Source organism: Dialister pneumosintes, assembly GCF_001717505.1.
GTDB classification, from domain to species: domain Bacteria; phylum Bacillota; class Negativicutes; order Veillonellales; family Dialisteraceae; genus Allisonella; species Allisonella pneumosinta.
This window is the reverse complement of sequence record NZ_CP017037.1, coordinates 349,731-373,443: the sequence shown is the minus strand read 5'-3', so window position 1 is coordinate 373,443 and position 23,713 is coordinate 349,731. Positions and strand designations below refer to the sequence as shown.

Sequence of the window (23,713 nt, the reverse complement as noted above, 5' to 3'; positions counted from 1 at the left end):
CCATTACTCCTTTACATATTCTTGAATAGACTCAACATGATGATTGATTTCATTATCTTCTTTAGCCATAACACGAAGTACTTCTTTCGCTGTATCCAAGGATGTTAAGCACGGAATTGCCAATTCAACTGCGATACGGCGCAAATCATATCCTTCCTGTTCAATTTCACTACCATAAGAAATAGTATTTAAAACCATATCTACTTTACCTGACTTAAGATATTTTTCACAAGTTTCACCTTTTTCATGAATCTTATTAATAACTTCCACCGGGATTCCAAGTTCGGTAAAGTAACTTCCGGTCCCGGAAGTACAAATCAAATGATAGCCAAGTTTTACAAATCCTTTAGCTAATTCTGCTGTTTCTTTCTTATCACGATCACTTACAGTAATCAATATATTTCCACCGGCAGGAATCATTAAATTGGCAGCAATCACAGCTTTATATAAAGCTTCTTGATAAGTATGACCGATTCCCATGACTTCACCGGTAGATTTCATTTCCGGCCCCAACTTAATTTCTACCAATCCCAATTTGGAGAAAGAGAATACCGGTGCCTTAATTGCCACATATCCTCTATCAGGAACAAGCCCTAATGGTAATCCTGTTTCTTTAAGCGTTTCACCTAAAGCAATACGGGTCGCATATTCTACCATATTAATACCGGTAATTTTACTCATAAACGGAATCGTACGGCTGGCCCTTGGATTAACTTCGATAACATACACAGTCTTTCCTACTACAATAAATTGAATATTAATTAATCCTTTTACTGACATGGCTACTGCTATCTTTTTAGTATATTCCGTTAACGTTTCCATAATTTCTTGTGTCAAATGTTGCGGAGGATATACTGCAAAAGAATCTCCGGAGTGAACCCCGGACCTTTCAATTTGTTCCATAATACCGGGAATACAAATATCTATACCGTCAGAAATAGCATCAATTTCTACTTCACGACCAACCATATATTCATCAATTAATACCGGATGTTCATGAGAGGCAACTACTGCCTCTTTTAAATATGTACGAAGTTCATTTTGATCATATACAATTTGCATTGCACGCCCTCCCAATACATAGCTTGGGCGCACTACTAACGGGTAAGATAACTCCTGTGTTTTTTCAATGGCTTCTTCTTCACTCTCTACAAGACAACCTTTAGGTCTTGCAATCCCCAGTTGTCCCATCAAAGTATCAAAACGTTCTCTATCTTCCGCCATATCAATACTTTCATTAGAAGAACCAATAATGCGAATACCTCTTTTGGCCATCGGAGTAGCTAAATTAATTGCTGTTTGCCCGCCAAATTGACAAATAACCCCCTCCGGCTTTTCTTTATCAATAACTTCCATTACATCATCAATAGTTAACGGCTCAAAATAAAGAGCATCTGAAGTATCAAAATCAGTAGAAACCGTTTCCGGGTTATTATTAATAACAATTGCTTTATGCCCCATCTTACGTAAAGCCCAAGATGCATGTACAGAACAATAATCAAATTCTATTCCTTGCCCAATACGAATAGGTCCGGAACCGAAGACTACTACTGATTTCTCTCCTTGCGGTTGTACTTCATCTTCACTACCATATGTGGAATAGTAGTACGGAGTCTTAGATTCAAATTCAGCTGCACAAGTATCTACCATCTTAAAATCAGGGCGAATATTCCATTCTTTTCTTAAAGATTTAACTTCTTTTTCACTTACATCACCTAATTTTGCAATGACAGAATCAGGCATATGAATACGCTTAGCAAGTCGTAAAGTTTCTTCTGTAATTCCTTCTTTTATAATTCTCTTTTCAATATAAGTAATATTTTGCAACTTATAAATAAAGAAAAGATCAATTTTTGTAATACGATGAATTTCTTCCAGTTCAATGCCTCGACGAAGCGCTTCCATTACTACAAAAATACGTTCATTATCTACTCGATGTAATAAACAACGGATATCGTATAAAGATTGGTTATCCAATTTATCTAAATGTAAATATCCTTCTCCTACCTCTAAAGAACGAACTGCTTTAAGAAGTGCCCCTTCCAGAGTACGATCTAAAGCCATAACTTCGCCTGTTGCTTTCATTTGAGTACCGATTTGTCTATCTGCCAATGTAAATTTTTCAAAGGGCCATCTGGGGAACTTTGCTACTACATAGTCAATAGTAGGTTCAAAACAAGCTTTTGTATCTCCGGTTACTGCATTTGTAATTTCATCCAAAGTCATCCCCAAAGCTACTTTAGCTGCTACTTTTGCAATGGGATACCCTGTTGCTTTAGATGCTAATGCAGAAGAGCGACTTACTCTAGGATTTACTTCAATAACATAATACTTATTAGTTCTTGCATCTAAAGCATACTGTACATTGCATCCGCCTTCAATTTGTAAATATCGAATGATATCTATGGAAGCGGTACGAAGCATTTGAAATTGTCCATCTGTCAATGTCAAGGTAGGCGCTACTACAATAGAATCTCCGGTATGTACACCTACAGGATCTATATTTTCCATGCTACAAACAATAATACAGTTATCTGCACTATCACGCATAACCTCAAATTCTACTTCTTTCCAACCTGCGACACTACGTTCTACTAAAATCTGGTTAATAGGCGAAAGTTTAAGTCCTCGATTAGAAATTTCTTCCATCTCATACCTGTCATGAGCAATTCCTCCACCGGTACCTCCTAGCGTATATGCAGGGCGGATAATTACCGGATATCCTATAGAATCAGCAAATGCAATTGCCGGTTCTAATTCTTCAAAAATATCACTCTCCGGTACCGGCTGATTAATTCCTTTCATTGCATTCTTAAACAGCTCTCTATCTTCTGCGTGTTTAATTGCATGTAAAGAAGATCCTAAAAGCTTTACATTATATTTATCTAATACCCCCGCATCAGAAAGCTGTACCGCCATATTTAGTCCAACCTGTCCCCCTAAAGTGGCAAGCAATGCATCCGGTCTCTCTTTTTTTATAACTTCCGTAACAAACTGAAGCGTAATCGGTTCAATATACACGGCATCTGCAATATCAGAATCAGTCATAATAGTGGACGGATTACTGTTCACCAGCACCACTTTAATGCCCTCTTCTCTAAGAGAACGACAAGCTTGTGTACCTGCATAATCGAATTCAGCTGCCTGTCCAATTACAATTGGACCGGATCCAATGACGAGTACTTTCTTAGCATTATGTCTTATCATTTTCTGTTATCCTCCATCATTTTTGTGAATTCTTTAAACAAATATAAGTTGTCTGTTGGTCCCGGCGCTGCTTCCGGATGATATTGAATCGCTTGAATAGGTAATGTTTTGTGTTTAATACCTTCAATCGTTCCATCATTTACACTTCGTAAAATAACTTCTATGTCATTTGGAAGTCCCTCATCAGAGACTGCATATCCATGATTTTGACTCGTAATATATACACGCCCTGTTCTAAGATCTTTTACTGGATGATTAGAACCTCTATGACCAAAAGGTAACTTAAAAGTTTTAGCTCCTAAAACAATAGAAATTAGCTGAAGTCCCATGCAAATGCCAAATATCGGTTTCTTTCCAATAAGTTTTTTTACATTATCTATAATTTCCGGTACATCTTGTGGATTTCCAGGTCCGGGACTCATAAAAATGCCATCCGGATTAATTGCTAACAACTCTTCTGCTTTTGTAAAAGCAGGGAAAACATGTACTTGACAATCATTAGCTACTAACATTTCTAAAATACTTTTCTTTAAACCACAATCCAATAATGCTACTTTATATTTTCCTTGTCCATATACATAAGTTTTTTTGGTTGTTACTCTAGCAATCTGATCCGTATGCATTGATTTATTCAATAACTGTTTAATTTCCTCCTCTGTTCGATCCGCTCTTACAATGACACCTTTCATAACTCCATGACGTCTTAACTCACGTGTTACAGCTCGAGTATCTACGTTATATAAACAAGGAACTCTATACCTTTGAATAAAGTCTGTAATCTGCTCTTTACATTCCCAATTACTTGGATGTTCTGTAATTTGATCTACGACATAACCTGCTGCTACAGGATAAGCATTTTGCATAAAATCATCATTAGCACCATAGTTACCAATTAAAGGATAAGTAAGAGTTAATATTTGTCCTTCATAAGACGGGTCAGTAAAACACTCTTGGTATCCGGTCATTCCCGTATTGAAAACCAATTCACCGAAACCTTCTACATCTCCCAAGAGTGTTCCATAAAATTTCACTCCATTGGCAAGCACTAATACCCCGTTCATCTCAATACCTTTCCTTCCTTCATAACTATATTTCCATCTACCACAGTAAGTACTGCTTTCCCCTTTAACTTCATCCCTTCAAAAGGTGTAAATAATGTTTTTGTATATAAATCAGCACCATAAACATCCCACTCTACAGAAGGATTAATAACGGTAATATCTGCTGCCATTCCTTCCTCAAGAACTCCGCCTTCGACTTCAATTAATCGTGCAGGATTAACAGACATTAATTCCACAATACGATCTATTGATAATTTTCCTGTATGATACAGTCCGGTCAATACAGAAGCTAATGAAGTTTCTAAACCGGCAATTCCATTCGGAGCACAACAAAAAGGAACATCTTTTTCATCATTTGTATGTGGTGCGTGATCAGTAACAATGGCATCAATTGTCCCATCTAATACTCCTTCTATTAATGCTTGTCTATCTGCTTCTGTTCGAATAGGTGGTGCCATCTTAAAACGAGTATCATATTCTTTTAAATATTCATCAGTAAAAAAAAGATGTTGTGCAGTAACTTCGGTAGTTACTCGACTCCCTTTTTTCTTAGCTTCTCTTATAAGTTCTACCGCTTTACCGGAACTTACATGTGCAACATGCAAATGACAACCGGTTAAATCAGACAAAATAATATCTCTTGCAACAGCAAGAGCTTCCCCGGCAGCAGGTCTTCCGGTTACTCCCATTTGATATGACATAGTGCCTTCATTCATAAAACCTTGTTGACACATAGTCATGTCTTCCGCATGATCAATAATCATTTTGCCTAACATATCAGAATATTCCATAGCTCGACGCATAAAATCAGCACTTTCTACATAATGCCCATCATCTGAAAAAGCTACAACACCGGCACCTGCCAATCCTCCCATACCGGAAAGTTGCTGACCTTGAAGCCCTTTAGATATGGCTCCTATAACACTGACTTTTACAACTGCGGTATCCATAATTTTCTTTTGTACAGACTGTAAAATAGTCGCTGAATCAATAACCGGTGTTGTATTAGCCATAGTTGCTACATGAGTAATACCTCCTGCAGCAGCAGCTTGTGTACCTGTATGAATATCCTCTTTATTCGTTTGCCCAGGTTCTCTTAAATGCACATGCATATCAATCAATCCGGGAGTCACAAAACAGCCTGTAGCATCATACATTTCGGCATCAAGAACATCTGCTGTTCCACCAACAGAAATAATTTTCCCATTTTCAAACACTACATCTCCAACTTCATGTTGTTTTTTTACAGGATTTACAATAGTTCCATTCTTAATTATGAATTTCAAAGTCTTTCCCCTCCGCAAGAATCAAATAAAGCAATGCCATACGAACAGCTACTCCATGTTGCACTTCTTGTTGAATCCAAGAGCGATTATCATAAGCTAAATCTTGCGTAATTTCCACACCACGATTCATAGGTCCCGGATGCATTACAATAGCATGTGGTTTTGCCCAACCTAAACGGTCCTTATTCAAACCGAATAGAGCAGAATACTCTGCAAGAGAAGGAAAGAATCCGGCTGCCGCACGTTCCATTTGTATACGGAGTACATTAATTGCATCTGCTCCAGTCAATGCTTCTTCCATACTATTGGCAACGGTGCATCCTAAGGATTCCAATTCTTTCGGAACTAAGGTTTTAGGCCCATAAATATATACATCTGCACCCAATTTTGAAAATCCGACTATATCACTTCTTGCTACACGAGAATGTAATATATCTCCTAAAATAACATATTTCATTCCTTTAAAGGGAATACCGGCTTCCTGTATGGTAAATAAATCAAGTAAACCCTGTGTAGGATGTGCATGCGCACCGTCTCCTGCATTAATGACAGGAGGAACTTTAATCTTCGGACTTTCTGCTTTAGATGCAAAAATAGCAGCCCCTTCTGACGAATCACGAATAACCAATGCATCGACCCCCATAGCGGATAAAGTCAATACAGTGTCTCTTACGCTCTCACCCTTCGTCATTGAGCTGCCTGTTTTAGAAATATTAACAACATCAGCGCCTAAATATTTAGCCGCCAATTCAAAAGAACTACGAGTTCTTGTTGATGCTTCAAAAAATAATGTAGCAATCGATTTCCCTTTGAGTACTTCTAACTTCTTGTTTTGAGATACTACTATGTTTTTCATCTGTGTCGCCACTTGAAGAATCCTTTCAATTTCTGCTACTGAAAGATTTTCTAATGACAAAATGGATTTCCCTTGCAATGTCACGTCAATACCCCTCCTTGCTACACCTAAAAGACTTAAAGATATCTCAAATATTGTAAAGGATATGTTCCCTTTTTTCAAGTAACTAAATAAGATAATTTTATTAAAAGAATCTAACAAATACATAAAATAATGATTTACATAAATCTTTCATTTATTCTCACATCTATTACATAGATTTCTTTATACATGTATAGATTTAGAAATAGCTTGTAAAATTACATTTTTAAAAGAAGTCGGAATTTCATGTTTTCCAAGATGTAAACCAAGCGATCTTCCTATAATTACCCCTTTATGACCATACAACCAAGCAAAATAATAAAAACATAATTGTTTTTCAGCTCTAGGTGAAATATTTTCTAATTTTCGGGGATTATATTGTGACTTAGGAATACAAAGTTTTTGGCATGCTTTCTTTATTAAGGAAGATGATATATGCGTACTATTCGCCTCAACCTGCTGTATTACATCCAATAAAAGGTTCTGTTTCCTTTGTTCAATACAAGTTTTTACGATATCCATCTCATAACAAATATATTCTGTATAAAAAGATGTATCATCATGTTCTTCCATAACGTCTCTATCATAAAAGCATACTGTAGGAATATGAAAGCTGGATAACAAATGACTAATCTTAGAAATGGAATGTTCTCCACGTGCATTAATCAAACAAATACCATAATAATCAAAATTAAACCCTAATGTTTTAGCAAAATACGGAAAAGAGCCATACTCAGTTTCACCTTCTACAATCAGTGCACACTTAGCATACATAGCTTCCTTTACTTCAGGAAAATGCATAATCAAATGTTTTTCTATTTCACCATCAAATTTAAATCCGGCACCACAAGCGGCTTGTACATGATGTTCACTATCCCAGTGTAAGCGGATAATTTGTCGGTAATCATCTATCAGTGCATCTGTAGAATGTGTAACCACAAATAATTGTCCATTCAATCCATCAATTTGTAAAATACTTTTAATTAATTCAACAAAAAATGGTTCTTCATTGTTAAGAATTGATTTTAAAAACTCTAAAACAGCCCTTTGTAAATAAGGATGTAAATGCATTTCCGGATCATCAATACTCACCATCAGCGGTAATACTTTATATCCTTCTTTATCTTCAACAAGAGTCTCTTCAAATAAACTGTTTTTATGCTGTTTTCTACTAAATAATTCTCCAATTAATTGGCATCCAACTGCCATCATAAGTTGTAAAACAGGTAACTCTTCCTGTCTATTTCTTCCATATATCCTATCCAATACTTCTTGCGCCGCTTTATTAGAATCTATGGGAAGGCGAGTTTCCTCACCAATAGTCAGCAACCAATTTTGTACATGTACTCTAGCATGTTCACCTGATGATAAATATTGTTTAAATGCTTGATGTATCCTATTAAAATTCCTATCTTCCTGTATATTTTTTACAAGATTTTCTAATGAAAAATCAATATAAAACAAATTATGTATATACGAGAGAGGAATTGTCTCTTTTGTTTTGGCATCATAAAGAGTAGGTTCTACATCTGTTGGATATTGTTCCCATTGTATTTTTAATGTATTAGGTAATGAAAAATCTTCCATTGATAATTCTATAAAAATACAAATGGCTTTATGCAGATCTCTAAAATCATTATAATGGAATTTATCTCCGCTGGTTATGACCTTTAAGAGATTTAAAAAATTAGTTTTTCCTATATTATTATCACCGACAATAATATTCATTTGACTATCAAAAAGGAATATCACATCTTTAAACGTACGATAGTTCTCTATTTTTACTGATGATATATACATATCCATACTCCTTTCCAATTCTCATACTACTATTATAACAAAAAGCATGAGTCCTATTTGAAACTCATGCTTTTTCTATTTATTATTTTTTATCAAAAAATTCTTTTTCTGAATTCTGATTATTTAAAATTTCATTTAATGTTTTCATTGGACATTTAGGTCCGCACATTGTACAAGTTTTTTCTTCTTCCGGTAAGCTACTTTGTCTATATGCATTTGCTTTTTCCGGATCTAATGCCAAAGGGATCATTCTACTAAAATCGACATCCCTTCTTGCCCAACTCATTTGTTCATCCCAGACATGAGCATCTTTTACTTTTTTAGCTAAATCAGCTGCATGACAAGCAATTTTAGAGGAAATAATGCCTTCCCGTACATCACTTAAATCAGGTAATCTTAAATGTTCTGCCGGAGTCACATAACACAGAAAATCTGCACCGCAAGACGCTGATAAAGCCCCTCCAATAGCAGCAGTAATATGGTCATATCCGGGAGCCACATCCGTTACGATAGGTCCTAATACATATAAAGGCGCTCCATGACATAATTTTTTAGCAATTTCCACATTCATACGTATATCATGAATAGGCATATGTCCAGGTCCCTCCACCATAATTTGTACGCCTGCTTCACGAGCACGTAGTACCAGCTCTCCCAAAATAATCAATTCTGATATTTGTACCGCATCAGTAGAATCATGACCGCAACCACTGCGACATGCATCCCCTAAAGAAATCGTTACATCATAAGCTTTACAAATTTCCAATAAACGATCAAATTGTTCGTAAAAAGGATTTTCTTTTCCTTTAATATACATCCAAGCAAAAAGAATGGAGCCTCCACGTGATACAAGATTAGTAATGCGTTTATTGCGAAGAATATGACCGGCTACTTCTTGATTAATTCCTGCATGAATTGTCATAAAATCAACACCGTCTTTAGCATGTTGCTCAACTACGTCAAATAAATCATCCGCCGTCATATCTTTTAAAGCTTTTCCTAAAGCTCCATCCACATCATACATAGGAACTGTTCCAATAGCAGATGGACTGTTTTTTATAAGCCAATGCCTAAAATCTGCTGTTTTGCCATAGCAAGATAAATCCATAATTGCTTCTGCTTTAAGTTTCCAAGAAAGTTCTGCTTTTTCTTTTTCTAAAGAATAATCATAACAATCTTTAGAAACCCCTAAATTTACATTCATCTTTGTACGTAATCCGCTTCCAATCCCATAAGGATGAATAGACATATGATTTTTGTTACAAGGAATAACAATTGTTCCTTCTGCAACCCCTCTTCTAACAAATCCTTCCGTAACTTTTTCATCTAAAGCTACTTGTTTCATCTCTTTTGTAATAATACCCGATCGTGCTGATTCAAGTTGTGTCATTTATCTCTCCAAAATAAAAAAGCTTGCTAAAAGCAAGCCTAAAAACAATGTAAGACGTTGCTTCCTTCCGGCAGTATAAACTGTATCAAGTTCAAAGGGTCGGCATTTGCCTCTCAGTCGTTAAGACGCCCCCAGCAATCATAATTCTATATATTGTTATTTATTCTTCATACTTATCAAAATCAACCTCATTAAGAATTTCTTTTAACTTTATAAGTTCTTCTTTTGTTAGAGTAATTCCTTTAGTCATAGATTGATGCTCTTCATCCCAAGATCTTAAATCAAACTTCGGTGCACGACCATTCCAACTTGTATAAGTTAATTGTTTTTTCCAACCATTCGATCCTATTGATAAATCTCCCATTTCTTCCAAAATATCCAAGGTAATTGTTTTTGCCATAATTGATTTCACCTCACCATTATAATCTGTAAACATCTTTTAACTCATGCTAACACAAGAATATTATTAAAATCAAATATAATTATTATTGATTCCCATCACTTAATAAAAGAAGTTGTTAAGTAACTTACCCATGGTCTTTCACGAATCGGATTCTTGGAATGTCCTACAGCCAAGCCCGCAATGGGTACATATCCGGAAGATATATTTGCCAATTTTTTCCACGAATCATCCGCCAAAATAGTATGAATCATGCCAAAAATATAAACAGAACCTAATCCCAATTCGCTCGCTTTAAGATTCATAAAGCTAATGATAGCCCCTGCATCTTGTTGAACTAACCGTTCTATAGAATGTTCATTCGCACACAATAGTATAAAAGCAGGTGCTTTATATAGCGGATTCTTATCTGTCCCGGTCAGCTTTTGATAAGAAAAAATCATCGCATTAAGAACTGCCTCATTTGTAATTGTCATCAATGAATATCCTTGATAATTATGCATACCGATAGGTGCACGTGATGCAACATTCATAATCATAGTAAGCTCTTTTTCACTCACTTTTTCTTCTGTGAAACTACGAGTAGATTGTCTAAAAGCTAATACTTTTTCAAATTCCATTTAATTTTCACCTTTTGTTATAACAATTAAAATTATTTTGTTGCTTACTTTCTATGATGCGTACTATACATTCTTTATCTTTCAACGAAATATAAGTTCCTTCGATAGCCAATTCTACGATTCCCCCCTCTTGCTTCATACCAAGATAAATCAATTTCCAATCTTCAGAAAATCCGATAATTTGATCATAAGAAAGCGAGATATATTTATTTTCTATCATAGCGTAAACACCTTCTTTTGAAAAAGGAAGTTCCCAAAAAGGTACTGTAACTAAAAACATTTTCTCAGTTGCAATGATAACCGGTTGATGTATTCTATAAATTTGCCAAACAGAAAACAAGGTAATTATAATGCCAATAATATGTAATTTGTATTCGAAAAAATATAATAAAGAAGTAATAGCTAATAAAGTATATAAAAGTGACAAACTTACGACAAAAGACTGTGTACGTTTTGCCACACACTCTGCTCGCCCATGAATTTTTTCATTAAAAAATTCCATATGCATCACCTCTATAAATAATTATTTTACTCATCTATATTATGATATAAACAAAAAGTTTTTTCTATATCAATATTTTACACATATCTTCTTATTCTTCTTGAAAGAAATTATGATAAAATAAGATAATTATCTTTTAGGAGGAACGTATGCGTATTGGAATTACTGCGGAATGGAATCCTTTTCACAATGGTCATTTACAAATGATTCATAAAATACAAAAGCAATATCCGGATGCCTCTTTAATAGCTGCCATGAGCGGCTCTTTTGTTCAAAGAGGAGAACCCGCATTTTTTAATAAATGGATTCGTGCTGCTTGGGCTGTACAAGGAGGTATAGATGTTGTTGTAGAGCTTCCAGTATATGCTTCCTTACAAAGTGCAGATATTTTTTCTGAATTAGCCGTATTATTATTATCTTCGCTAAAATGCACACATATATCTTTTGGAGTAGAATCTGCTGAAGCAGATGAGTTGGAACAAGCTGCTATATGGACAACCCAAGATGATTATAAACATATTCTTCGAATATATTTAGATAAACATATTCCTTATGCCGAAGCCATGACACAAACATTAGCAACCAAATTCCCTCTATTGGCTGACAAAATAAAAAAACCTAATAATTTATTAGGTTTTCGCTATGCATGTGCTATAAAAAAACATCATTTAGGCCTTACACTGCTCCCCATTCCAAGAGAGGTAAACACGAACTGCTCTTCTACTTATATTCGTAAACAATTATACAATAAGGAAAACGCCTTAGCTATTCCGGATTTCATGAAAAAAGAGATTAATTTTTATATGAAAGAGGGGCAATTTACAGATATAAGTCGTTTTTATGATGCATGCCTACTTTGTTCTCGATTGACATCTCCTCAACAACTTACAAAATCTCAACTTTTCTCTGAAGGTCTTGAACATCGCTGGTTTAAAATGACAAGAACTTTTAATTATGAAACGGCTCTTCAAAATATAAAAAATAAACGTTATTTATATAGTCGATTAAAGAGAATCGCTGCTTCTTTGTTAATTTCACAAGGAATAGTACCCTCTCCATTTGCTACACCTATAACTTCTGCTTATGCCCGATTACTGTCGATGAAAAAATCTTCAGGATTTCTTCTACGAAATAGTAATATACCTATTATAGTAAGTGCTGCTCAAGCACAAAAAGAATTCCCTTCCCACTTACAGTTTTGGCTGGAGTTAGAAAACAGAGCAGAAGATCTTTTTTCTTATTGTCAAAAAAATGAAAAATATAGAGCCGCAAATAGAAATTATTATCAATCTCCTATTATTTTATAACATTTTTATAAATTCTTCCTTTACATTCTTAAAAGTAACATTTATTATAAATTAATAGTATATTCGTATAAAAAATGTATAAATCAACAATAACAGGTGAAGTTTATGAATTTTAATGGTCAAATAGGTATATTAATAGCATTTGCATTGTATATGGCAGTCATGATTGGTATCGGCATTTATTATTCAAGAAGACAAAAAAGTCTTTCTCAATATATATTAGGAGATAGAAATCTGGGGCCTTGGCTGACCTCACTAGGAGCGGAAGCTTCTGATATGAGTGGGTGGATGCTTATGGGACTCCCAGGATATGCTTATCTACATGGATTATCAGCTTTTTGGACAGCCTCCGGACTCATTCTCGGTACATGGCTTAATTGGGTACTTACTGCCAAAAGATTACGTACCTATACAGAAATTGCTGATAATAGTTTAACTATTCCGGATTATTTATCTAATAGATTTAAAGATAAAGAAAATATTTTACGGTTAATGTGTGCTATTTTTATTATTATTTTCTTTATCATTTATACGTCTTCCGGATTTGTAGCTGCCGGAAAATTATTTAATACTATTTTTGATATTCCTTATACTACCGCTTTACTAATTGGAACTTTTGTAGTTGTATTCTATACCTTTTTTGGTGGATTCGGTGCCGTTGCACTTACAGACTTTGTACAAGGAACGATGATGTTCTTTACCGTACTATATGTGCCTATTGCAGCAGCTATTGCCTTAGGAGGTCCCGCACCAACAATGCAGGCATTAGCCGGTGAAGGGGCTGATTTCTTCTCCCTTCTTCCTCCATCTTCCAGTAACCTCACAAATCTTATTATGTTTATTTCTTGTGCCGGATGGGGACTCGGATATTTTGGGCAACCACATATTCTGGTAAGATTCATGGCTATTAGCAATCCTAACGATTTGAAAAAATCAACTCATATTGCAATGGTATGGGTTCTAATCTCATTAATGGCTGCTATTGCAATGGGAATTATAGGTAAAGCATTTTTAACTCCTGCTCTTGAAAATGCCGATGCAGAACGTGTTTTCATTATTATGTCCAGTGCTTTATCAACCCCTTTCTTTACAGGTATCATTTGGTCCGCCATCTTAGCTGCTATTATGAGTACAGCATCCGCACAACTCCTAGTTACCGCCTCGGCTGTAGCCAGTGATTTATATCACCCGTTTATTCATAAAACAGCTTCTCAAAAAGAACTTCTCATGGTAAGTCGTATAACTGTACTTGCTGTAGCTTTAATTGCGATTTTCCTTGCTTCCGATCCTAACAGTTATATATTCCAAATCGTATCGTATGCATGGGCGGGATTTGGTGCCTGTTTCGGTCCTGCTATTCTACTATCTCTTTACTGGAAACGTATGACATTAAAGGGAGCTTATGCAGGAGTTCTTGTAGGAGGAATTACCGTACTTATCTGGAGACAATTCGCATGGTTCGATTTATATGAACTAGTTCCCGGCTTTTTCCTTTCTTTACTTGCCATTTTAATTGTCAGCTTAATAGATACTGAACCTGACGCCTCTATTCAAGCTCAATTTGAACAAATGGAATCTAAACTATAAACAGTAAAAGATTGTATGTATACATACAATCTTTTTTGATGCAACATTTCTTTTTATTCTCTATTTATCTATTATTTTCGCTTTTGCAACCCATCATGCATTTTGTTATAATATGGCGTAGTTATAAATTAGCTAATACAATTTGAATGTATTTATAAAGGAGAACCATTAATGATTATTGAACGTGAGATATATCTTACTGATCCTGCAGAAAAAGCTAAAGTTGTAGAATTCCTTAATGGATTTGGCTTAACTTTTACAGGCAATATTGAATATACTATGGGACTTTTTGCTGATGGCGAATTAGTGGGTACCGGTTCCCTTGGTGGGCGTGTTATGCGTGACATTGCTATTAAAGAATCTTTCCAACATAAAGGTCTTACTCATCGTATTATAAGAAATTTAAAATCTGAATCCGCACGAAGAGGAATTGTCGGAAACCAAATATTTACAAAACCGCAAAATGTACCGGTATTTGAACATATGGGATTTAAATGTGTTGCAGTTGCAGAACCTTATGCTGCATTACTCGAAAGCGGACAAGATACATTAGAAGAGTATTTATCTCGTATCCGTGCACTTCTCGGTTCCGGCGAAGGAAAAAACCGCGGTGCATTAGTTATGAACTGTAATCCATTTACATTGGGACATCGCTCTTTAGTAGAATATGCAATTAATAATTGTGATGAAGTTATTATTTTTGCTGTACAAGAAGACCGTTCTGTATTCCCTTTTGCTGATCGATTTACCTTAATTAAGCAAGGAGTACAAGATATGAAAGGTGTACAAGTAGTAAGTGGCGGTGAATATATTATCTCTAATGCTACATTCCCAACCTACTTCATCAAAGGAACAGAAGAGTTAAGTGCACAAACTACTTTAGATGCAACTATTTTTGCTACCCGCATTGCACCTGCACTCAATATCAGTGTACGTTTTGTCGGAGAAGAACCGACTGATAAAACTACATTAGCTTATAACCAAGCAATGAAAGAAGTATTCAGTAATAACGGTATTGAGCTTAAAGTCATCCCACGTGTACAAAAAGGTGAGCAAATCATCAGTGCTTCTGCAGTACGCCGAGCACTTGCTTCCAATGACATGGAAACAATACGTCGTATGGTTCCTAAAACGACACTTACTTACTTTTCCAGTGAAGCCGGTAAAAATGTTATTGAACGTATTAAATTAGAAGATAAAATTAAAAAGTTACAAGAACAAGAAGCGCAAGTAGTTACTAAATCTATAGAAAAACAAAAAAAGACCAAATAAAAAACTAAAAAGATGTCCATAATATGGACATCTTTTTTAATAAGTAAATTTATACGAATCAAATAAAAACCGAATTCCAACAATAGTTAGAATTCGGCTTTAATTGTTAAATTAGTCTGCGCTAAACGGAAGCAAAGCAATTGCTCTAGCTCTCTTAATAGCTAAATTAATCTTACGCTGATATTTTGCGCTTACCCCCGTTACGCGACGTGGTAAAATCTTGCCTCTTTCAGAGATGAAATTGCGTAAAGTTGCAACATCTTTATAATCAAGATTTTCCATTTCTTCAACACGATAGACCTTTCTTCTTGGTCTTCTTGTCTTTTCTCTTCTTATCATGATTCATATCCTCCAATATCATGTATCAGAATGGAATCTGTTCATCCGGACTGGATGGTCCAAACTGATCGAAATTGCCTCTTGTTTGACCGGAATCACTACTTGCAAAACCTGCAGCTACAGAATGATTTTCAGATGTAGATCTCAAAGGAATTGCAATTGTATTAGCAACCACTTCAGTTACATAACGTCTTGAACCATCTTGTGCTTCATAGCTTCTTGTAGAGTAACGACCTTCTACAAATACACGTGTTCCTTTTTTTAATTGATTTCCTACGGATTCTGCTAAACCGCCCCAAGCAACAATATTAATAAAATCAGTTAATTCTTTTACTTCTCCTTGAGGAGTTGTATATGCACGATTTACTGCAATACTAAAAGAAGCAACTGCACGACCTGTTTTAGTTGCACGAATCTGTGGATCTCTAGTCAAATTTCCCATTACTTGCACTGAATTCATAGCGACACCTGCTTAATCTTCCAGTTTAATAATAATGTGACGAATAATTTCTTCACGAATCTTAATGATACGATCAAGTTCGGTAATCTGAGCCGGGTCAGCCTGGAAGTTCACCACCACATAGTAGCCTTCACGCTGTTTCTTAACTTCATAAGCTAAGGTACGCTTTCCCCATTCATCTACCTTATCAACAGTGCCACCAATTCTCTTAACGGTGTCCTGCACCAATTGAACTGCTGCTTTAATTTTTTCTTCATCAGCAACATTAACAATAAACATGAGTTCGTACTTATTCATACTATATCCTCCTTTCCGGACCTATGTCCCCTACCTCGCAGGGGCCAGGAAGTTGCTTGTTATAACAAGCTTTTATATTATACACGAATATTTTTTATTTTTCAATAAATTTATAATTTTTTCTTATTTTTAATACAAAAATACAAAATTAAGAAATAAAAATGAATATGATATAGACTTTATGTTAAATTGATTATGTACAATTCCTATATCTTTATGATAGAATATTAAAAATATTTTAGAGCCTGCACCGGCTTTTGTTTTATTTTAAGGAGACTAGAATGGCAATCTACATTAATGAACCTGCTCATACATTTAACGAATATCTTCTAATTCCGGGTTACACTCCTACCTCATGTGTTCCGGATAAAGTATCATTAAAAACTCCGCTGGTAAAATTTAAAAAAGGTGAAGAGCCGGAAATTAGTTTAAATATTCCAATGGTATCTGCCATTATGCAAGCTGTATCCGGAGAAGAAATGGCTATTGAATTAGCCAAAAATGGTGGTATTTCTTTTATTTATGGTTCTCAAACGGCAGAAGATGAAGCAGCTATGATTGCTAAAGTAAAAGCTAAAAAGGCAGGCTTTGTTTTTAGTGATTCCAATCTTTCCCCGGAAAATACGTTGGCAGATATTTTAGCATTAAAAGCTAAAACAGGACATTCTACAGTAGCTATTACAGAAGATGGTACATCTAATGGCAAATTGGTTGGTATTGTATCCAGCCGTGATTATCGAGTAAGCCGCATGAATCCTAATGAAAAAATCGCAAATTTTATGACTCCTTTAGCTAAATTAATTACAGCTAAGTATGGAATTACACTTTCGGAAGCTAACGATATCATCTGGGAAAACAAATTGAATTCTCTCCCGGTGGTGCATGAAGATGGAAAACTATATGCTTTTGTATTCCGCAAAGATTATGACTCTCATAAAGAAAATCCTAACGAATTATTAGATGATCAGAAACGTTTCATCGTTGGTGCCGGAATTAATTCCAGAGATTATGCAGAACGTGTTCCAAAACTAGTAGACGCAGGTGCCGATGTACTCTGTATTGATTCTTCTGAAGGGTATTCTGAATGGCAAAAAATTACCATTGAATGGATTCGTAAACACTATGGCGATAAAGTAAAAGTAGGTGCAGGCAATGTAGTCGACCGTGAAGGATTCCTCTTCCTTGCAAAAGCCGGTGCAGATTTTATTAAAGTAGGTATTGGCGGAGGCTCTATTTGTATCACTCGTGAAACAAAAGGTATCGGCCGTGGCCAAGCCACTGCATTAATTGAAGTATGCCAAGCAAGAGATGAGTACTATGAAGAAACCGGAATCTATGTTCCTGTTTGCTCTGATGGCGGTATCGTATATGACCATCACATTACTCTTGCATTAGCTATGGGTGCAGACTTCGTTATGCTTGGACGTTATTTTGCACGATTTGATGAAAGCCCAACCCCAAAGAGAACTATCAACGGTTCTATCGTAAAAGAATATTGGGGAGAAGGGTCCAATCGTGCCCGAAACTGGGCAAGATATGATTTGGGTGTGGGTGAACAAAAACTTCATTTTGAAGAAGGTGTAGATTCTTATGTTCCTTACGCAGGCCCATTGAAGGAAAATGTAGACAAAACAATTGCTAAAATAAAAGCAACTATGTGTAATTGTGGCGCAATAACGATTCCTGAATTACAGGATAAAGCCAAACTTACATTAGTATCCGCTACTTCTATTGTTGAAGGTGGAGCGCATGACGTAATCAGAAAAGAAAAAGACGGTTCTGATCGTTAATTCTAAAAAATAAAAACCTCGTTGTAGTAGAAACAACGAGGTTTTTTCTCATTATAAAAACGCCGAAAAGTATTTTCGGCGTTTATTTTTGGAGCCGACAACAGGATTTGAACCTGCGACCTACGCATTACGAATGCGCCGCTCTACCAACTGAGCTATATCGGCATTAACAAATGCTATTTTACTTAATAACATATTATTTGTCAATTTTATATTTTTTATCTAAACTTTTAGGAGTCTTAGAAATCATAAATCCGGTTGCTTGCTGATTTGCCATAATAACCATATCCGTAATTTGTACCCGTCGTGGTCTTTCCAGTATAAAAACAATAGTTTCCGCTATATCTTCCGCTTGTAACGCTTCTATTCCTTCATAAACTGCTTGTGCTCTTTTTATATCACCATGAAAACGTACTTCACTAAATGGCGTTTGTACAATCCCCGGTTGAATAGTCGTTACTTTAATATCACTATCTATCACATCAATACGAATACCATCACTAAAAGTTTTTACTGCCGCTTTGGTCGCACAATAAACTGCTGCACCTTTATATGCATATAAACCTGCAGTAGAACCTAAATTAATGATATGCCCTGTATTCCGCTTTACCATATGAGATAAAAAAGCATGTGTAACCATAAATAGACCTTTGATATTTGTATCTATCATTTCCATAATATCATTTATATGAGTTTCATTATAAGGTTCCAACCCTCTTGCTAATCCCGCATTATTAATTAATACATCAGGAACGCCCAACTCATTTAATATATCACAAGTAACTGATTGTATCTCTTTTATATTACATACATTCAACGCATAGATAAAAACTTTTGCTTTATATTTCATTTGAAATTCTTGTTTAATTTCTTTTAATCTATGTTCATTGCGTGCAAGCAAGATGAGCGTAGCTCCCTTAATAGCTAATGCTTTAGCAGTTGCATATCCAATTCCACTGGTGGCTCCTGTAATTAATATCATTTTTCTCATTATAAAAAACTCCTTTATCTATAACTTGCTTTATGCTTTTCCATGTCTATATAATTATATGCAAATATTGTTATTCATGCCAAGAAAGGACTTTGTATGAAGTTATTAGATACATTTCTTTTTATATGTATACCTGTATCTATGATACTAACAGGATGTCATTCATCCAACTCCATCTCTACACCATCACCTATCGAATATCCCATATCAACCTCTTCTATAAGTAAGAGCAATGAAGCTGCTACAGCATATGCAAATGGAGATAATTCTAAAGCCATTAGTTTATGTAATGATGCCTTAAAAGAAGATTCTCATAATTATAAAGCGTTATCCCTAAAAGGAATTGCTCTTTCTATGCAGGGCGATCCTATACAAGGCGAATCACTTATTTTACAAGCATTAGAAATAAATAAAAATTATACCCCTGCTTATTATGATTTGGCAATTGCATTAAAGTTACAACATAAATATGAAAAATCTACAGAAGCATTTCTTAGAGTTATTGAATCAGATACAACTAATACCTGGTCTTATTATGGTATTGCCACTAATTATTCTGAGCTCCGTGATAAGAAAAACACACTCCTCTACCTTGACAAAGCTATTACCTATGGAGGTGAACCTGTTCAAAATATAGCTTCTACACAAGACCATTTTTTATGGTTACATGGAGATTTAGATTTTGACAAGAGAATTTCCCCTAAATAATTATTTTAAATCAAATCATAAACAATAAAAGAGATACATATGTATCTCTTTTATTGTTCTGCACTAGAGGCTAATTGTTCCCACTTTTTATATAAATTATCAAGTTTCTGTTTCGTATCTGTATAGAATTCCATAATTGTTTCATATTGTTCAGGAGTTTGATTCATTTCTATAGTATACATTTTTAAGGTTGTTTCTAATCTTTGAATTTCCATTTCAATTTTTTCTAACTTTTCCTGCATATTAGCTGTAAAAGTTGATATTCTTAACGATTTACTTTTTGCATGTTCTTTTGTAGTTACTACTCCTACTTTGTGTATGTGATTTTTTATGTTTTTACCGGACAGCTCCGCTGCTTTATCACGTTCATACTCTTCCATATTTTTCTTTTTCTCTTTATAGTAAGAGTAATTTCCCAAGTACTCTGTCAATGCCCCATTTTCCAGCTCTAAAATACGAGTTGCCACCTTATCTAAAAAATATCGGTCATGCGATACGAAAAGTATAGTTCCTCCAAAAGCTAAAAGTGCTTTTTCCATAACTTCTCGAGTCATAATATCTAAATGATTAGTAGGTTCATCAAGAATTAAAAAGTTTGGTCTATCTAAAAACAGCATTAATAAAGTAAGCCTTGCTTTTTCTCCTCCGGATAACATCGACACAGACTTAAAAACTTCATCTCCTTGAAATAAAAACATTCCTAAGATATTTCTAGCAGCTGCTTCTCCATAATTAAAAGTGTTTTCAACTTGCTCTAACACTGTATAATGAGGACATAAACGATTTAACTCTTGTGAATAATATCCCAGCTTAACTCTGTTACCTACGCGAATATGTCCATCGCGAAATGTTTCTTCTCCTATAATTAATTTAAGCAGAGTAGATTTCCCCACTCCATTGGAACCAATAATACCAACGGTTTCTCCTTTTCTGATTTGCATATATAAATTATTAAAAATAGTATGCTGTTCATAAGAAAAGGTAAGATTCAAAATATCTAGTACTTTATCTGCACAATCTTCCGGTTTCTCAAAATTAAAACGTAAAGAGTCTATATGAAACGGTTTCTCTATTCGTTCTAAACGGTCTAATTGAGACTGCCGTCCTCTTGCCTGCTTAGCTTTTATTCCCGCCTTATATCTTCTAATGTATTCTTCTGTTTCTTGTATATGTTCTTGCTGTTTTATATATGCACGTTCTTGTGCTTCTATTTTTTGTGACTTTACTTTTAAAAATTGTGAATAATTCCCTCGATAAGAATATGCTTGGTGGTTTTCTAAATCAATAATTCCTGTTGCTGTCGCATCTAAAAAATAACGATCGTGAGATACCATTAAAATACCTCCACGATATGATTTTAGATATTCCTCTAGCCACTCAAGCATAGACATGTCTAAATGATTGGTAGGTTCATCAAGAAATAAGAAGTCCGGATGTCTTACAAAAGCTGCTGCTAAATTAATTCTTACTTTTTGACCTCCCGAAAATCCATGAATATCTCTATCCCAATCTTTAGAGGAGAATCCCAATCCTGTAAGAATTTTTCTAGTAGTAGACTCATAATCATATCCACCAAGAAACTCAAATCGTTCTTCCATACGACCATAAGTTTCTATAAGTGTTTCATTTAACTGATTAGCAGCTAACTCTTTAGACATTTCTTCTAATTTTTCTTTATAATAAAGAACATCTTTCCATGCCAATTCCATTTCTTCCCTAATAGATTGACTGGTATATTTAAAGTCTTGTCGAAGATAACCGATAGTACTTCCACTACTTAGAAAAATACTCCCTTTATCATATTCTTCCTGTCCCATAAGACAACGAAGAAGAGTTGTTTTACCTGCACCATTAGCACCAACTAACCCAACTCGCTCTCCATTACGCACTTCAAAGGATACATCTTTAAAAACTGTATTTACACCAAATGATTTAGCTAATCCACTTACTTTGAGCACTGCCATTGATTATTCCTACTCTTTATTTTAATACTTCAGCTGTAATAGCTATAATAATTTCTGATTCTTCTACATGTCTATTATTACTTTGAAATAACTTGCCTAATATAGGAATATCTCCCAGTATTGGTACCTTTTGTCTTGTTTGATTATCTTGTTTATCTATTAATCCACCAATAATAATACACTCCCCTGATTTCACTCTTACCATGGTCTGCGCTTTTCTCGTGACAATTCGATATGCTTTCATTTCATGCTCCAAATAAGGGGTAGATACTTCTGCCTCTATTTTAGCGGTAATTTCATCCTGTTTACTGATTATGGGAGTATAAGAAAGACTGATTCCGGCTTCTTTATATTCAATAGTTGTAGTATTTACTCCATTTTCTATATGTTCTACTAAAACAGGAATTTCACTACCAATGAGTATTTTAGCTTTTCGTCCATTCAAAGTTACTACATTAGGTTTAGCAAGTATTTTGGCTTTCCCTTCAGTAATAAGAGCATGTAGCTTAGCTCGAAATAAAAAAGTATAAGGATTTCCGTTAACGGAATGCCCGTAAGAAATGCCTCCGTAACCTTCAGGAACTGACTTTTCTTTGCCTTTACTATCATTAGAAGAAATACTCCCTGTTAGACTCTTAAAATCCCAAGTAATCCCTAATTCTTTTGCATCTGATTTATTAATTGCTAAAACTTCCGCTTCTACTTTTGTTTGTTTTTCCGGTTTATCCATCCAGTACCGGAATCAATTGTTCTATACATATAAGTTCAGAAGGAGTCCCTTTTACAATAACTGTATTAGTCCCCATATGTGCAGAAATACAGCCATCCCCCATAATAGATTTAAGATTTTCCGCTATCTCTTCTGCATTCATATAAGATAAAGGATAAAATCTAACTTCTCTATCCTGCTTATCCAGTACATCTTTACCTAATATAAGCAACGAATTCCCCTGTTTTCGTGCAACTAATCCCTGAGAGGTTACGATGTTATATATAGCACTTTCAGGTGTTATATTGTCAAAATCTGCAGTTATTGTTCCTGAAATTTGTTCGGATATAATTACATCTTGTCCAACCATTTGTGCAAGTGTCTGTAAAACTGTCTTCACGGAAGCTTTTGATACATGCAAATGAACATTCCTATCCGTATCGCAAGAAATCTTAGATACGGTATGTGCAGAACAAAACGTAATACTAAAAAAATTAATCAATAATAATAAAATACAAATTTTATACTTTATTATAAACTGCATTCTATTTCTTTTTCCCCTATTTGCAATCGTACAGATTTGCTTTGAATTTTTATGATAACCCATTCCCCTATATGTTCCCCTTCTTTACCTGTCTGAATTTCTTTGCCAGTACGAAAAATTGCTTTTGCTTCGCTACCAACCGAAATAACCCCTATTAATTGTGGATATATCTGCACTGTTTCCATTTCTATTTCTGAAGAAGATAGCGGTATTTCTTTACCTAAATTTTGAATAGAATTATTCATACAATCCTCTGCATGAAAAGGATCTACTATCGGTGATGCGCGCAAATAAAGAGCAGCATCGTATCTTTTTATAGCGCTCGATATTTTTTTATTTCTATCCGATTTATTTGCTAATTCTTCAATACTTAAGTCCGTTGATGACTCTGAATTTACTACATCCTCCGATACTGTTTGATAAACTCCCCATCCTATCAAACATAAGATACCTATCCCCATAGTCATCCATTTCTCTAATTTATTCATATTGATTAATCACTTACATACCCCTTTAAACAAGATTTCATAATCTCTTTACTT

Annotated in this window: 22 protein-coding genes, 1 tRNA gene and 1 riboswitch; of the genes, 5 read left to right on the top strand and 18 right to left on the bottom strand. The window is 34.9% G+C overall.

Going from position 1 to position 23,713, the window contains the following annotated elements:
* Positions 1 to 3 precede the first annotated feature (3 nt).
* From carB to BCB69_RS01840, 9 genes are all read right to left on the bottom strand, one after another.
* Entirely contained in the window at positions 4 to 3,204 is a 3,201-nt protein-coding gene (carB, locus tag BCB69_RS01880) for a carbamoyl-phosphate synthase large subunit (protein WP_418235873.1), read from the bottom strand.
* Entirely contained in the window at positions 3,204 to 4,268 is a 1,065-nt protein-coding gene (gene carA, locus BCB69_RS01875; protein WP_069176853.1) for a glutamine-hydrolyzing carbamoyl-phosphate synthase small subunit, read from the bottom strand. The genes carB and carA overlap by 1 nt, the downstream gene beginning before the upstream one ends.
* Positions 4,265 to 5,554: a dihydroorotase gene (locus BCB69_RS01870; RefSeq protein ID WP_022513161.1), complete on the bottom strand. Its 1,290-nt coding sequence runs from the start codon at positions 5,552 to 5,554 to the stop codon at positions 4,265 to 4,267. Before BCB69_RS01870 ends, carA begins: the two co-directional genes overlap by 4 nt.
* Positions 5,538 to 6,494 (bottom strand): aspartate carbamoyltransferase catalytic subunit, encoded by a 957-nt coding sequence (locus tag BCB69_RS01865; protein ID WP_236887196.1) that lies wholly within the window; start codon positions 6,492 to 6,494, stop codon positions 5,538 to 5,540. The genes BCB69_RS01870 and BCB69_RS01865 overlap by 17 nt, the downstream gene beginning before the upstream one ends.
* Before the next feature lie 180 nt (positions 6,495 to 6,674).
* Positions 6,675 to 8,291 (bottom strand): ATP-dependent nuclease, encoded by a 1,617-nt coding sequence (locus tag BCB69_RS01860; protein WP_083989982.1) that lies wholly within the window; start codon positions 8,289 to 8,291, stop codon positions 6,675 to 6,677.
* Between the two features lie 82 nt (positions 8,292 to 8,373).
* A complete protein-coding gene (thiC, locus tag BCB69_RS01855; RefSeq protein ID WP_069176851.1) occupies positions 8,374 to 9,681 on the bottom strand; it encodes a phosphomethylpyrimidine synthase ThiC in 1,308 nt (435 codons plus the stop codon).
* A 45-nt stretch (positions 9,682 to 9,726) separates the two neighbouring features.
* Positions 9,727 to 9,824, bottom strand: a riboswitch (TPP riboswitch).
* A 17-nt stretch (positions 9,825 to 9,841) separates the two neighbouring features.
* Positions 9,842 to 10,045: a YdbC family protein gene (locus BCB69_RS01850; protein ID WP_418235872.1), complete on the bottom strand. Its 204-nt coding sequence runs from the start codon at positions 10,043 to 10,045 to the stop codon at positions 9,842 to 9,844.
* 134 nt (positions 10,046 to 10,179) lie between these two features.
* Positions 10,180 to 10,701 (bottom strand): nitroreductase family protein, encoded by a 522-nt coding sequence (locus BCB69_RS01845; protein ID WP_022513039.1) that lies wholly within the window; start codon positions 10,699 to 10,701, stop codon positions 10,180 to 10,182.
* Positions 10,702 to 10,708: 7 nt separating this feature from the next.
* Positions 10,709 to 11,203, bottom strand: coding sequence for a hypothetical protein (locus tag BCB69_RS01840; RefSeq protein ID WP_069176850.1), 495 nt, complete (start codon positions 11,201 to 11,203; stop codon positions 10,709 to 10,711).
* 149 nt (positions 11,204 to 11,352) lie between these two features.
* Here BCB69_RS01840 and BCB69_RS01835 point away from each other — a divergent pair, with 149 nt between their 5' ends.
* The 3 genes from BCB69_RS01835 to citC all read left to right on the top strand — a co-directional run bounded on the left by BCB69_RS01835 (position 11,353) and on the right by citC (position 15,369).
* A complete protein-coding gene (locus BCB69_RS01835; protein ID WP_022513041.1) occupies positions 11,353 to 12,510 on the top strand; it encodes a nucleotidyltransferase family protein in 1,158 nt (385 codons plus the stop codon).
* 105 nt (positions 12,511 to 12,615) lie between these two features.
* Entirely contained in the window at positions 12,616 to 14,097 is a 1,482-nt protein-coding gene (gene putP / locus BCB69_RS01830; RefSeq protein ID WP_022513042.1) for a sodium/proline symporter PutP, read from the top strand.
* 171 nt (positions 14,098 to 14,268) lie between these two features.
* The gene (gene citC / locus BCB69_RS01825) at positions 14,269 to 15,369 is read left to right on the top strand and encodes a [citrate (pro-3S)-lyase] ligase (RefSeq protein ID WP_069176849.1); all 1,101 of its coding nucleotides are present in this window, start codon (positions 14,269 to 14,271) and stop codon (positions 15,367 to 15,369) included.
* A 111-nt stretch (positions 15,370 to 15,480) separates the two neighbouring features.
* Here citC and rpsR read toward each other — a convergent pair whose 3' ends face one another.
* The 3 genes from rpsR to rpsF are packed head-to-tail and all read right to left on the bottom strand — an operon-like array spanning position 15,481 to position 16,465.
* Positions 15,481 to 15,705, bottom strand: coding sequence for a 30S ribosomal protein S18 (gene rpsR, locus BCB69_RS01820; RefSeq protein WP_069177362.1), 225 nt, complete (start codon positions 15,703 to 15,705; stop codon positions 15,481 to 15,483).
* A gap of 28 nt (positions 15,706 to 15,733) precedes the next feature.
* A complete protein-coding gene (locus tag BCB69_RS01815; protein WP_022513045.1) occupies positions 15,734 to 16,168 on the bottom strand; it encodes a single-stranded DNA-binding protein in 435 nt (144 codons plus the stop codon).
* Positions 16,169 to 16,180: 12 nt separating this feature from the next.
* Entirely contained in the window at positions 16,181 to 16,465 is a 285-nt protein-coding gene (rpsF, locus tag BCB69_RS01810; RefSeq protein WP_022513046.1) for a 30S ribosomal protein S6, read from the bottom strand.
* Between the two features lie 281 nt (positions 16,466 to 16,746).
* Between rpsF and BCB69_RS01805 the strand changes: the two genes are divergently transcribed.
* Entirely contained in the window at positions 16,747 to 18,255 is a 1,509-nt protein-coding gene (locus BCB69_RS01805) for an IMP dehydrogenase (protein ID WP_069176848.1), read from the top strand.
* Between the two features lie 89 nt (positions 18,256 to 18,344).
* Here BCB69_RS01805 and BCB69_RS01800 read toward each other — a convergent pair.
* A tRNA-Thr gene (locus BCB69_RS01800) sits at positions 18,345 to 18,420 on the bottom strand.
* 31 nt (positions 18,421 to 18,451) lie between these two features.
* Positions 18,452 to 19,246 carry an SDR family NAD(P)-dependent oxidoreductase gene (locus tag BCB69_RS01795; protein ID WP_069176847.1) on the bottom strand — a complete coding sequence of 265 codons (795 nt, stop codon included), beginning with the start codon at positions 19,244 to 19,246 and terminating at the stop codon, positions 18,452 to 18,454.
* A 141-nt stretch (positions 19,247 to 19,387) separates the two neighbouring features.
* On the opposite strand from BCB69_RS01795, the gene BCB69_RS01790 reads away from it, so the two are divergent.
* Positions 19,388 to 19,954, top strand: coding sequence for a tetratricopeptide repeat protein (locus tag BCB69_RS01790; RefSeq protein ID WP_216821553.1), 567 nt, complete (start codon positions 19,388 to 19,390; stop codon positions 19,952 to 19,954).
* A gap of 50 nt (positions 19,955 to 20,004) precedes the next feature.
* Here the strand turns inward: BCB69_RS01790 and abc-f are convergent, their stop codons facing one another.
* From abc-f to BCB69_RS01775, 4 genes are read right to left on the bottom strand one after another with little or no spacing between them, the layout of a single operon-like run.
* Positions 20,005 to 21,918: a ribosomal protection-like ABC-F family protein gene (gene abc-f / locus BCB69_RS01785; RefSeq protein ID WP_069176846.1), complete on the bottom strand. Its 1,914-nt coding sequence runs from the start codon at positions 21,916 to 21,918 to the stop codon at positions 20,005 to 20,007.
* A 16-nt stretch (positions 21,919 to 21,934) separates the two neighbouring features.
* Positions 21,935 to 22,648, bottom strand: a complete 714-nt coding sequence (locus tag BCB69_RS06360; RefSeq protein ID WP_107528606.1) for a type II secretion system protein GspD — start codon at positions 22,646 to 22,648, stop codon at positions 21,935 to 21,937.
* Positions 22,641 to 23,171 (bottom strand): secretin N-terminal domain-containing protein, encoded by a 531-nt coding sequence (locus BCB69_RS06355; RefSeq protein ID WP_159049963.1) that lies wholly within the window; start codon positions 23,169 to 23,171, stop codon positions 22,641 to 22,643. Before BCB69_RS06355 ends, BCB69_RS06360 begins: the two co-directional genes overlap by 8 nt.
* Positions 23,159 to 23,659: a hypothetical protein gene (locus tag BCB69_RS01775; RefSeq protein WP_159049962.1), complete on the bottom strand. Its 501-nt coding sequence runs from the start codon at positions 23,657 to 23,659 to the stop codon at positions 23,159 to 23,161. The genes BCB69_RS06355 and BCB69_RS01775 overlap by 13 nt, the downstream gene beginning before the upstream one ends.
* Between the last annotated feature and the right edge of the window lie 54 nt (positions 23,660 to 23,713).